The 10,906-nt window shown below is 46.5% G+C and carries 13 protein-coding genes; 8 read left to right on the top strand and 5 right to left on the bottom strand.

The features are described 5' to 3' along the window. Positions 1-180: 180 nt before the first annotated feature. From rpoD to rpsU, 4 genes are all read right to left on the bottom strand, one after another. A complete protein-coding gene (rpoD, locus tag OH458_RS17430) occupies positions 181-2,040 on the bottom strand; it encodes an RNA polymerase sigma factor RpoD (RefSeq protein WP_269979261.1) in 1,860 nt (619 codons plus the stop codon). A gap of 98 nt (positions 2,041-2,138) precedes the next feature. Then, positions 2,139-3,896, bottom strand: coding sequence for a DNA primase (dnaG, locus tag OH458_RS17425; RefSeq protein WP_038214537.1), 1,758 nt, complete (start codon positions 3,894-3,896; stop codon positions 2,139-2,141). A gap of 100 nt (positions 3,897-3,996) precedes the next feature. After that, positions 3,997-4,440, bottom strand: coding sequence for a GatB/YqeY domain-containing protein (locus tag OH458_RS17420; RefSeq protein WP_269979260.1), 444 nt, complete (start codon positions 4,438-4,440; stop codon positions 3,997-3,999). Between the two features lie 26 nt (positions 4,441-4,466). After that, positions 4,467-4,682, bottom strand: coding sequence for a 30S ribosomal protein S21 (rpsU, locus tag OH458_RS17415; RefSeq protein ID WP_001145625.1), 216 nt, complete (start codon positions 4,680-4,682; stop codon positions 4,467-4,469). A gap of 231 nt (positions 4,683-4,913) precedes the next feature. On the opposite strand from rpsU, the gene tsaD reads away from it, so the two are divergent. Both tsaD and OH458_RS17405 read left to right on the top strand, forming a co-directional pair. Further along, a complete protein-coding gene (tsaD, locus tag OH458_RS17410) occupies positions 4,914-5,930 on the top strand; it encodes a tRNA (adenosine(37)-N6)-threonylcarbamoyltransferase complex transferase subunit TsaD (RefSeq protein ID WP_269979259.1) in 1,017 nt (338 codons plus the stop codon). Between the two features lie 132 nt (positions 5,931-6,062). Next, positions 6,063-6,878 (top strand): alpha/beta fold hydrolase, encoded by an 816-nt coding sequence (locus OH458_RS17405; protein WP_269979258.1) that lies wholly within the window; start codon positions 6,063-6,065, stop codon positions 6,876-6,878. 25 nt (positions 6,879-6,903) lie between these two features. Here OH458_RS17405 and plsY read toward each other — a convergent pair whose 3' ends face one another. Beyond that, the gene (gene plsY, locus OH458_RS17400) at positions 6,904-7,518 is read right to left on the bottom strand and encodes a glycerol-3-phosphate 1-O-acyltransferase PlsY (RefSeq protein WP_038137680.1); all 615 of its coding nucleotides are present in this window, start codon (positions 7,516-7,518) and stop codon (positions 6,904-6,906) included. Between the two features lie 146 nt (positions 7,519-7,664). Between plsY and folB the strand changes: the two genes are divergently transcribed. The 6 genes from folB to ispF all read left to right on the top strand — a co-directional run bounded on the left by folB (position 7,665) and on the right by ispF (position 10,902). After that, on the top strand, positions 7,665-8,018 hold the full coding sequence (gene folB / locus OH458_RS17395; RefSeq protein ID WP_038191337.1) for a bifunctional dihydroneopterin aldolase/7,8-dihydroneopterin epimerase: 354 nt from the start codon (positions 7,665-7,667) through the stop codon (positions 8,016-8,018). Next, a complete protein-coding gene (gene folK / locus OH458_RS17390; protein ID WP_269979257.1) occupies positions 8,015-8,509 on the top strand; it encodes a 2-amino-4-hydroxy-6-hydroxymethyldihydropteridine diphosphokinase in 495 nt (164 codons plus the stop codon). The genes folB and folK overlap by 4 nt, the downstream gene beginning before the upstream one ends. A gap of 9 nt (positions 8,510-8,518) precedes the next feature. Next, a complete protein-coding gene (locus tag OH458_RS17385) occupies positions 8,519-9,322 on the top strand; it encodes an undecaprenyl-diphosphate phosphatase (RefSeq protein WP_038137674.1) in 804 nt (267 codons plus the stop codon). A gap of 113 nt (positions 9,323-9,435) precedes the next feature. Beyond that, positions 9,436-9,714, top strand: coding sequence for a cell division protein FtsB (gene ftsB, locus OH458_RS17380; protein ID WP_038137671.1), 279 nt, complete (start codon positions 9,436-9,438; stop codon positions 9,712-9,714). Positions 9,715-9,738: 24 nt separating this feature from the next. Further along, positions 9,739-10,422 carry a 2-C-methyl-D-erythritol 4-phosphate cytidylyltransferase gene (gene ispD, locus OH458_RS17375; RefSeq protein WP_269979265.1) on the top strand — a complete coding sequence of 228 codons (684 nt, stop codon included), beginning with the start codon at positions 9,739-9,741 and terminating at the stop codon, positions 10,420-10,422. Between the two features lie 3 nt (positions 10,423-10,425). Further along, positions 10,426-10,902, top strand: coding sequence for a 2-C-methyl-D-erythritol 2,4-cyclodiphosphate synthase (gene ispF, locus OH458_RS17370; RefSeq protein ID WP_269979256.1), 477 nt, complete (start codon positions 10,426-10,428; stop codon positions 10,900-10,902). The last annotated feature ends 4 nt before the right edge of the window (positions 10,903-10,906 follow it).

Below are 10,906 nucleotides of genomic sequence, written 5' to 3'. Positions count from 1 at the left end.
TCGACTGCTCTAACCACTGAGCTAAGGGGCCGTATAGGGCAATGATTATAGGGGAAGCCGATCTCGCTGTCTAGCCAGTGGGGTGGCTAAATGCGCTTAGTTTTTATTCACTTAAATCAGTTCAATACAAAAAAGGTGAGCTGTTGCTCACCTTTTAATCATTAACGGTTGGTTCCGCAATTATTCGTCTAGGAAGCTGCGCAGAGTTTCTGAGCGGCTAGGGTGACGAAGTTTACGTAGTGCTTTCGCTTCGATCTGACGGATACGTTCACGTGTAACGTCAAACTGCTTGCCCACTTCTTCAAGAGTATGGTCAGTATTCATATCAATACCGAAACGCATACGAAGAACTTTCGCTTCACGCGGAGTAAGACCAGCAAGAACGTCTTTAGTCGCTACTTTTAGGCTGCCTGCAGTCGCAGAGTCTAGTGGTAGCTCAAGCGTTGTATCTTCGATGAAATCACCTAGATGCGAATCTTCGTCATCACCGATTGGTGTCTCCATTGAGATTGGCTCTTTCGCGATCTTCAGTACTTTACGGATCTTGTCTTCTGGCATTTGCATGCGCTCTGCCAGCTCTTCCGGTAGCGGTTCACGACCCATCTCTTGTAGCATTTGACGAGAGATACGGTTTAGCTTGTTGATCGTTTCGATCATGTGTACCGGAATACGAATCGTACGTGCTTGGTCTGCAATCGAGCGTGTGATTGCCTGACGGATCCACCACGTTGCGTAAGTCGAGAACTTGTAACCACGACGGTATTCAAACTTATCAACCGCTTTCATCAGACCGATGTTACCTTCTTGGATCAGATCCAAGAACTGTAGACCACGGTTGGTGTATTTCTTCGCGATAGAGATTACAAGACGCAAGTTCGCTTCTACCATCTCTTTCTTCGCGCGGCGAGCTTTCGCTTCACCAATCGACATACGACGGCTGATATCTTTGATGTTTTGAACTGTCAGTGACGTCTCTTCTTCAATGATCTTCAGCTTAGCGATTGAGCGACGAATGTCGTCTTCGCTACGACGGATTTTATCTGCGTACGGTTTGTCTGATGCAAGAATTTCATCTAACCAAGCGTCACTTGATTCGTTACCACTAAATAGGGCAATGAACGATTTCTTAGGCATTTTGCCGTATTCAACCGAAGCCCTCATGATCAGACGCTCTTGAGTACGTACACGTTCCATTGAGGTACGTAGTTCGTCAACAAGGTAGTCGAATTGCTTTGGTGTTAGACGGAATTCTTTGAATACGTCAATGACCATTTCGTGAGCAACGGTTGCTTTCGGGCTTTCATTGCCGTACTCGTTGCACGCAAGCTGGTAATTTTGGAACGTATTACGAAGTGCTGTGAATTTCTCTAGAGCAAATTCAGGGTCGATGCCTGTATCTTCTTCGGAATCTTCGTCTTCAGACTCTTCGTCTTCTTCATCCTCATCTTCAGCGTCTTCATCTTCGAGATCAGATTCAGCGAGCTCAGAACCGATGTGCGTTGCAGTAGGGGCTGCGGTTTCATCGGCATCTGGGTCAACGAAGCCTGTGATAAGGTCAGTTAGACGAAGTTCTTCTGCCTGAACTTTGTCAAACTGCTCGAGAATGTACGGGATAGTGCCAGGATATTCTGCGACAGCGTTTTGAACTTGGTTAATACCATCTTCAATGCGCTTCGCGATATCGATCTCACCTTCACGAGTCAGAAGCTCCACAGTACCCATTTCACGCATGTACATACGTACTGGGTCTGTAGTGCGGCCAATCTCGTTTTCAACGCTTGAAAGTGCCGCTGCTGCAGCTTCTGCTGCATCTTCATCGGTGATGGTTTCATCGTCATTCAGCGCTAGATCATCCGCATCAGGCGCGGTCTCAACAACACGGATACCCATGTCATTGATCATCTGAATGATATCTTCTACCTGCTCAGAATCTACGATTTCTGCTGGTAGGTGGTCGTTTACTTCTGCGTAGGTCAGATAGCCTTGTTCCTTGCCTTTAAGGACAAGTTGCTTTAGCTGTGACTGCGGATTTTGATCCATAGACGGTATCCAACTTAGTATCTGGTGAAGGAATTAGTATGCGAGTTGCAAACCACACATAATAACAAATTAATTGATTGCTGACTATTCGAACAGGGTTACGCTTTTAAATCTAGCATGAGCGCTAGCAGCTCCCTTCTTTCTTCGGTTGATAAACCGACACTTCTTTCTTTGGCCTGCAGGTTTTCAATTTGTTTTTCAACGCACTGGGCAAGAATTTTGTCCAATGAGTCTAAAAATATATCTTGTTCGTTGTCATCGTCGAGGGGGATTTCCCACCCTGCGAGACGAGATAGTAGAGCCTCATGGCTGCTATTGCGCCAATGTTCTATCAACTGGCCCGTTGTTATATTGGGATGCGAGTGACAATATTCAAGCACTTCGACAAATAAACTTAACCCTGGTACTGTCAACTCTCTCACAGTTGAGAGATCGGGTACCATTTGAGCATAGCTCGGATTTTGGATAAGCAAAGCGATCACTTCTCGCATTGGTGTGCGCTTGATCTCTTTGTGAGGCTGAGGTCGACTTTCTACCTGCTTTTTACGAGGTTGACGAAGTCGGTTGTCAAAACCGGTGCGCTCATCGAGTAGTTTTTCTAGTAACTCTTGGAAATACGGATCTGGGATCTTATCGATCAGGGCGCTGGCGTGAGCCCTCAACGCTGATTTACCCTCATTGGTTCCTAAGTTTAATCGGTGGATCTCGATTAAGTTGTCAAATAGGTAGCTAGAGAGCGGTGTTGCCTGTTCTATTTGTTGCTCGAAAGCTTGTTTACCAAACTTTCTTACATAGCTGTCCGGATCTTCACCATCGGGTAAAAATAGGAACTTTAGCGTATTGCCTGTTTTCAAATACTGAAGAGCATTTTCCAGAGCGCGCCATGCCGCTTCTTTCCCCGCTCGGTCACCATCGTAACAACACACCACAGTGTTCGTTTGCCGGAATAGCAGCTGAATATGATCGCCCGTTGTTGATGTGCCCAGTGATGCGACCGAGTAGTCCACTCCATATTGAGCCAAAGCAACCACATCCATATAGCCTTCAACCACCAAGATCTGACTTGGCTCGCGATGGGCTTGCATCACTTCATATAGGCCGTAGAGCTCTTTGCCTTTATGGAAGATAGGGGTTTCTGGTGAGTTTAAGTACTTTGGTGTGCCATCACCAATTACTCGGCCACCAAAGCCGATCACCCGGCCTCGGCGATCTCGAATGGGGAACATGACTCGACCACGAAAACGATCATAACGATTGCCCTTGTCGTTTTCGATCAGCATACCGCCGGAGACGAGCATTTCCTGCGTTTGTTGCTGTTGCCCAAAATTCTTACGGACCAGATCCCATTCGTCAGCCACGTAACCGATACCGAATTTTTGTACGATCTCGCCAGATAGGCCACGATCTTTTAGGTATTCGATGGCGATCTTACTTGATGATTGCTTAAGTTGATCGCGATAGAACTGAGCAATACTGCCCATAAGATCATACAGAGTACGTTTTTGCGCTGTACTCGCTTGGGGCTGATTGGACTGAAAACCGCCACCTTGGCGCTGCTCTCTTGGAACATCTAAACCAAGAAATGAAGCGAGTTCTTCAATCGCTTCAACAAACTCTAGGCGTTCATATTCCATCAAGAAATCGATGGCATTGCCGTGCACGCCACAACCAAAACAGTGATAAAACTGCTTCTCTTGGCTTACGCTGAACGAAGGGGTTTTCTCGTTGTGGAATGGGCAACAGGCACCGTAGTTTTTGCCTTTTTTCTTAAGTTTTACTCGTGCGTCAATGATGTCGACAATATCAAGTCGAGCAAGTAGATCATCAATAAAGCTGCGAGGGATATGTCCTGCCATAAAACCTTAGAAAAACGCAATAACCATGGAAAAGGGCTAGATACAAACAAGCCGTGCGTTCCAGAGGATAGCACGGCTTGCTGCAATTTGGGTTGGGTAATTAAGCCAGCTTAGCGCGAACTAAACCACTTACTTTACCCATGTCTGCACGCCCTTGAATTTGTGGCTTAAGAACACCCATTACTTTACCCATGTCTTGCATGCCCGCAGCACCTGATTCAGCAATTGCACTTTCTACTAGTGCAGCGACTTCATCTTCAGTCAGCGGTTGAGGCATAAATTCCTCAAGTACAGTAATTTCAGCTTTCTCAGCGTCTGCTAGATCTTGACGACCAGCAGCTTCAAATTGCGTAACAGAGTCGCGACGTTGTTTAACCATTTTTGTCAGCACAGCAAGAATGTCGTCGTCATTCAGAGCAATCTGTTCGTCGACTTCACGTTGCTTAATAGCAGACAGAGCTAAACGGATAGTGCCAAGGCGCAATTTGTCCTTGGCTTTCATCGCTAATTTTTGCTCTTCTTTGAGCGTGTCAATAAGAGCCATAACTATAATCCTTTAGGACTTAGTTATTAGTACAGGCGAACGCGACGAGCGTTTTCGCGAGCTAGCTTCTTAGCGTGACGCTTTTGAGCTGCTGCTTTAGCGCGTTTGCGAACTGTAGTTGGTTTTTCGTAGTGCTCACGACGACGCACTTCAGAAAGGATACCTGCTTTTTCGCAAGAGCGTTTGAAACGACGTAGAGCAACGTCGAACGGTTCGTTTTCACGTACTTTAACTACTGGCATATGCCTTTCACCTCAGGGGTTAATTCGTTAATGCTGGAACGTTAGTGAGCCAAACACTGATGTTCGGTCTCAAACCAGCTTGATCAAAAATGGTGCGGAATTTTAATCCGATCACATAGCCTTTGTAAAGCGTTTTGTTGAGTACAGTTTGCACAAAATTTGTTTGCAAGCCAAAGGCGCGGTAATATTGCGCCAATTTTGAATTTTAGACAAATACATCCTAGGTAACCCATGCGTATTATCGGTATCGAAACCTCTTGTGATGAGACAGGCATTGCAATTTATGATGATGAGAAAGGATTGCTTTCCCATCAACTGTATAGCCAGGTAAAACTGCACGCAGACTATGGCGGTGTGGTTCCTGAGTTGGCTTCTCGTGACCACGTTAAGAAGACCATTCCTCTGATTAAAGCGGCGATGACAGAGGCCAATCTTACACCGAAGGATATTGATGGTATCGCTTATACAGCTGGCCCGGGTCTAGTTGGTGCTCTGCTCGTTGGTGCCACGATCGGTCGTAGTATTGCGTATGCATGGGATATTCCGGCCGTTCCTGTTCATCATATGGAAGGACATTTGCTGGCACCAATGTTAGAAGACAACCCTCCGCCATTCCCATTTGTCGCGGTGCTTGTTTCTGGTGGGCACTCGATGATGGTGGAAGTGAAAGGGATTGGCGAATACACCATCCTAGGTGAGTCAATTGATGATGCGGCGGGTGAAGCGTTTGATAAAACGGCGAAACTAATGGGTTTGGATTACCCTGGTGGACCGCTCCTTTCTAAACTGGCTGAAAAAGGCACGCCAGGCCGATTTAAGTTTCCTCGTCCAATGACAGATCGTCCTGGACTTGATATGAGCTTTTCTGGTTTGAAGACGTTCACTGCCAATACTATCGCTGCCAATGGTGATGATGAGCAAACTCGAGCCGATATTGCTCTAGCGTTTGAAGAAGCGGTGTGTGCGACGTTAACCATTAAGTGTAAGCGCGCATTAGAGCAAACGGGCTTTAAACGTATTGTTATCGCTGGTGGCGTGAGTGCAAACCGTCGCTTACGTGCAGATTTAGAGCAGTTGGCCAAGAAAATTGGTGGGGAAGTTTATTATCCTCGTACAGAATTCTGCACCGACAATGGTGCCATGATTGCTTACGCAGGCATGCAGCGTTTGAAAAACGGTGAAGTCGCGGATCTTTCTGTACAAGCCAAGCCTCGTTGGCCCATTGATCAATTGGATCCGATCAACTAACGATCTCTAACAATCAATAAGGTCGCTCATTATGGCGGCCTTTTTGTTTTGTGGCAGTCTAAGTGTTCCGAGCTGTTAATAGAATTACTGATGGTAAGATCGGGCTGAATAAAAATAGTAGTGGATAACACCATGGAAAGATTTTTGATAGATGGCCGAGAAATGGCGTATCTAGATGTGGGCACTGGCCCTGTTGTTGTTTTTGGTCACAGCTACCTTTGGGATAGTGCCATGTGGGCCCCTCAAGTCGAAGCGCTGAGTCAACATTACCGTTGTATTGTTCCTGAGCTTTGGGCTCACGGCGGATCGGATGCCGCACCAGAGCAGACTCGTTCACTCGGCGATTACGCGAAGCAAATTGTCGCTCTGATGGACCATCTTGATGTAGAGCAGTTTTCTCTTGTCGGTCTGTCGGTTGGGGGCATGTGGGGCTGTGAAGTGGTTTCACTCGTGCCATCACGTGTAACGTCTTTGGTATTAATGGATACCTTTGTTGGTTTAGAGCCTGAAGTTACGCACGCTAAATACTTTGGTATGTTAGATGCAATTAGCACCGCAAAAATGATTCCTGAACCAATTGTTGAAGCCGTCACTCCGCTGTTTTTTGCCCGTAATGTTGAGCAAGATAATCCTGAGTTAGTACGTCTGTTTCGTTCTAAGCTGACGGGTTTAACGGGTGAAGCCGCGGTCGAAACCGCTCGAGTAGGCCGAATGGTATTTGGTCGCCGAGACCAAACGGAAGATATCGAGAAGTTTGCGTTGCCAGTATTAGTGGCTGTGGGGCAAGAAGATATACCTAGACCAGTGCTTGAGTCATACCTTATGCATGACACTATCTCAGGGTCGCAATTGGTTGAAATACCACAAGCCGGTCATATCTCCAACCTAGAACAAGCGGAGTTTGTCACGGATATGCTTAAGGTCTTTTTAGACAAGCATGCGAAATAACGAACAGTATCAAATCAATAAGGCCTCATTGCGAGGCCTTATTTAATTCTTGTTTCTTCTCGCCAATTTTGGGTTCAGATCCATCTAGCAACCGACGGATGTTTTGGTGATGTCTAAATACAATCAGACAACACAACATCGCCACGGGTAAGGTGTATTGGGGCTTAATCATCCAAGTGTAGAGAGGAGCGAGTAACACGGTGACAATTGCTGCGAGCGACGAGTAGCGAAAAACCAGTGCGACCGCTAACCAAGTGGCGATTACCATAGCGGTAAAATCTAAACCTATCGGCGCGATAGCTCCGAGCGCTGTCGCAACCCCTTTTCCGCCTTTAAAATGAAAGAAAAGCGGATACATGTGACCTAAACAAGCCGCAATCGCGATGACACCTAAAATCACAGGGTCGATACCCAAGAAAAAACCACTCCAGACAGGAATGGTTCCCTTTAACATGTCACAAAGCAGAACTGCGGCGGCGGCTTTTTTCCCCCCGATACGCAATACGTTTGTCGCTCCAGGATTGTTGGAGCCCATTTTACGAGGATCAGGAAGACGAAGCATTCGGCAGATCAAAACGGCACTCGATATCGAGCCTAATAAATAGGCAATGATGATCATAACAAGTGCTAGTGGTGTCATATCAAGTTAACTCGTCTTTTGAGGTGTTTGTCAGGCAACTAATTGATATTATATCGACCTTGCCAACCTCAACAATAATGGTTTGGGCACAGGAATAGTAATTCTTTTTGTCAAAATTGGGTATCCGACCTCTAAAGGAAAAACGCATGGATAAGGTATTTATCGAGCAGCTAGAAGTAATTACCACAATTGGTGTTTACGATTGGGAACAAGAAATAAAGCAAAAATTGGTGCTTGATATCGAGATGGCTCACGACAATCGCCCTGCAGGGAAAAGTGACGATGTGGTTGATGCTTTGGATTATGCCGAGGTGAGCGGCGCTGTATTAGCCCATATAGAAGGCGGGCGATTCCTTTTAGTTGAGCGAGTAGCAGAAGAGATTGCCGACCTAATCATGACCCGATTTAACGTGCCGTGGATTAAAATTCGTTTAACCAAGCCAGGTGCCGTCCCTCAAGCAAAAGGTGTTGGCGTTATCATCGAGCGAGGCGCTGCATGATAACGGCTTACGTTGGCATTGGTTCTAACATTGAAAAACGTAAGCATATTCAAGCGGCTATTGATGAGCTTAGCGCGTTAGGCCATGAACTGCGTCTCTCGACCATTTTTGAATGCGAAGCCGTCGACTTTGAAAGCCACCCGTTTTACAACCTTGTCGTAGAAATGAAAACAACGTTAGATTTGGCGGAATTCTCGCGACAACTTCGCCAAATTGAGCTCAAATGGGGCCGAGCTGAAAACGCGGCAAAATATGAACCGCGCACGTTGGATCTCGATATCATTTTATTTGGTGATGTGGTGTCTGACGCTCAACCTGAGCTACCTCGTAGCGACATATTTAAGTATGCTTTTGTCCTTAAGCCCCTTGTCGAGCTGTGCCCCGCACGAGTGGTTCCCCAAGATGGTCGAAGCATCAAACAAATTTGGCAACAGTCGACGTTTGACACTGCACTGGTGCCGGTTCCTCTATGGTTTAACCACAAATTTTAAGAGATTCTAATGAGTTATATTGAAGCCTTCTTACTCGCGTTGATTCAAGGCCTGACTGAGTTTTTGCCTATTTCTAGCTCTGCCCACCTTATCTTGCCTTCGGCAGTGTTGGGTTGGGAAGACCAAGGGCTTGCGTTCGATGTTGCGGTACATGTGGGTACATTGGCCGCTGTTATGATCTACTTCCGTAAAGAAGTCGTGACGTTACTGGGCGCGTTTTTTGGCTCTATCTTTAAAGGTGACCGAAGCAAAGAAGCCAAGTTTGCGTGGATGATTGTTATCGCAACTATCCCAGCCTGTTTACTGGGTTTGTTCCTAAAAGATTTCATTGAACTGTATTTACGCAGTGCTTGGGTGATAGCGACGACGACCATCATTTTTGGTCTGCTGCTTTGGTACGTCGATAGAAACGCGAAACTTGTCGCGGATGAATATCAAGCAGATTGGAAGAAAGCGTTGTTTGTCGGTTTAGCGCAAGCAATGGCGCTTATCCCAGGGACGTCACGCTCTGGAGCAACGATTACTGCCGCGCTGTATCTCGGTTTTACCCGTGAAGCAGCCGCACGGTTCTCGTTTTTAATGTCGATTCCAATCATCTTACTCGCGGGTGGTTACTTAGGTTTAAAACTGGTGACGAGCGGAGAGCCGATTCATTTTGGTTTCTTGATGACGGGGATCATCACCTCATTTGTTAGTGCGTACCTATGTATTCATTTCTTCTTGAAGCTGATTTCTCGTATGGGGATGACACCTTTTGTCATTTATCGATTGATTCTAGGCGTTGGCTTGTTCGGCTTTTTAATGATGTCGTAGTGTAGAGCCCAAATCTTAATTCAATAAGGACCACATCGCCCAATCTCGCGCACCGTGTGACATTGTGGTATATATGTGGTCTTTCTTTATCCCTCTTCTTTGAATCATTGTTTATGCGAATTTTTGCACTCACACTTCTTATCATTTTAGGCTGGCTGCAATTCGAACTGTGGTTTGGTAAGAACGGCATTTCTGATTTCCAACTGGTGAACGCCGACATTGAAGTTCAACATCAAGTGAACGGAAACTTGCAGACTCGCAACAATGAAATGTTTGCTGAAATCGACGACTTGCGCCAAGGTTTAGATGCCATTGAAGAGCGTGCTCGACATGAACTTGGCATGATTAAAGAAGGGGAGACTTTCTATCGTATTATAGGAGAGGATGACTAAGTGTCCGATCTCGCCCCTACGGCCATGGTTGCCATCGTGCCTGCCGCTGGCGTCGGTAGCCGAATGCAAGCTGACCGCCCTAAGCAGTATCTCACTATTCATGGCAAAACCGTATTAGAACATACTGTTGAAAAGCTTCTGTCTCACCCTTTGATTACCCGCGTTATTGTCGCCATTAGTGAGGGTGACCCATACTACCCGACATTGGCGCTTAGCCAGCGACAAGACGTGATTACCGTCGCGGGAGGCAAAGAGCGGGCAGACTCGGTACTGTCTGGTTTGAACTATGTCTGTGAGCACCAGCTTTCAACATGGGTGATGGTGCACGATGCGGCGCGCCCTTGTGTCAGCTTGACGGATATTGATCAACTCATAGCACAGTCACTCCATCATGGTTGCGGCGCAATACTCGCCGCTCCAGTGAGAGATACGATGAAACGAGCGAATGCTCAACAAACCATTGAACACACGGTAGAAAGAGAAGCTTTGTGGCATGCTTTAACTCCACAAATGTTTAAAACTGAGCAATTGACTCATGCCCTCACTTCAGCTTTATCTGAAGGAGTAGCGATTACTGACGAAGCCTCAGCACTGGAATGGTTAGGAGAATCTCCTGCGCTAGTGAAGGGGAGTGCCGAGAATATAAAAATAACCCAACCAGAAGATTTGGCACTTGCAGAGTTTTATCTAACGCGAAATAAAGGATAACGTATGATTCGAATTGGTCATGGCTTTGACGTACACAAGTTTGGTGGTGAAGGGCCCGTCATTATTGGTGGCGTAGCACTTCCTTATGAACAAGGTCTTATCGCTCACTCAGACGGTGACGTTGCATTGCATGCACTGTCTGACGCACTACTCGGCGCCATTGCGGAAGGGGATATTGGTCGTCACTTCCCTGATACTGATGATAAATGGAAAGGCGCAGATAGCCGAGCGTTGCTGCGAGACGTGTATCGTCGAGTGAAAGAAAAAGGCTACGTGCTGGGGAATGCGGACATCACAATAATGGCTCAAGCGCCGAAAATGGCACCATATATTGAAGCAATGTGCCAAGTGATCGCTCAGGACTTAGAAACCGACATCGGTAACGTCAATGTAAAAGCCACCACTACGGAGCGTCTTGGTTTTACAGGACGCAAAGAAGGCATCGCGACAGAAGCGGTCGTATTACTTATTAAAAAATAACTCA

This window comes from Vibrio sp. MarTm2 (assembly GCF_027587055.1).
Classification (GTDB): Bacteria; Pseudomonadota; Gammaproteobacteria; order Enterobacterales; family Vibrionaceae; genus Vibrio; species Vibrio sinaloensis_D.
This window is presented reverse-complemented; position numbering and strand designations above follow the sequence as displayed.

Coding starts and splice junctions, on each gene's coding strand:
- rpoD (WP_269979261.1), bottom strand. CDS start 2,040: ATGGATCAAAATCCGCAGTCACAGCTAAAGCAACTTGTCCTTAAAGGC.
- dnaG (WP_038214537.1), bottom strand. CDS start 3,896: ATGGCAGGACATATCCCTCGCAGCTTTATTGATGATCTACTTGCTCGA.
- OH458_RS17420 (WP_269979260.1), bottom strand. CDS start 4,440: ATGGCTCTTATTGACACGCTCAAAGAAGAGCAAAAATTAGCGATGAAA.
- rpsU (WP_001145625.1), bottom strand. CDS start 4,682: ATGCCAGTAGTTAAAGTACGTGAAAACGAACCGTTCGACGTTGCTCTA.
- tsaD (WP_269979259.1), top strand. CDS start 4,914: ATGCGTATTATCGGTATCGAAACCTCTTGTGATGAGACAGGCATTGCA.
- OH458_RS17405 (WP_269979258.1), top strand. CDS start 6,063: ATGGAAAGATTTTTGATAGATGGCCGAGAAATGGCGTATCTAGATGTG.
- plsY (WP_038137680.1), bottom strand. CDS start 7,518: ATGACACCACTAGCACTTGTTATGATCATCATTGCCTATTTATTAGGC.
- folB (WP_038191337.1), top strand. CDS start 7,665: ATGGATAAGGTATTTATCGAGCAGCTAGAAGTAATTACCACAATTGGT.
- folK (WP_269979257.1), top strand. CDS start 8,015: ATGATAACGGCTTACGTTGGCATTGGTTCTAACATTGAAAAACGTAAG.
- OH458_RS17385 (WP_038137674.1), top strand. CDS start 8,519: ATGAGTTATATTGAAGCCTTCTTACTCGCGTTGATTCAAGGCCTGACT.
- ftsB (WP_038137671.1), top strand. CDS start 9,436: ATGCGAATTTTTGCACTCACACTTCTTATCATTTTAGGCTGGCTGCAA.
- ispD (WP_269979265.1), top strand. CDS start 9,739: ATGGTTGCCATCGTGCCTGCCGCTGGCGTCGGTAGCCGAATGCAAGCT.
- ispF (WP_269979256.1), top strand. CDS start 10,426: ATGATTCGAATTGGTCATGGCTTTGACGTACACAAGTTTGGTGGTGAA.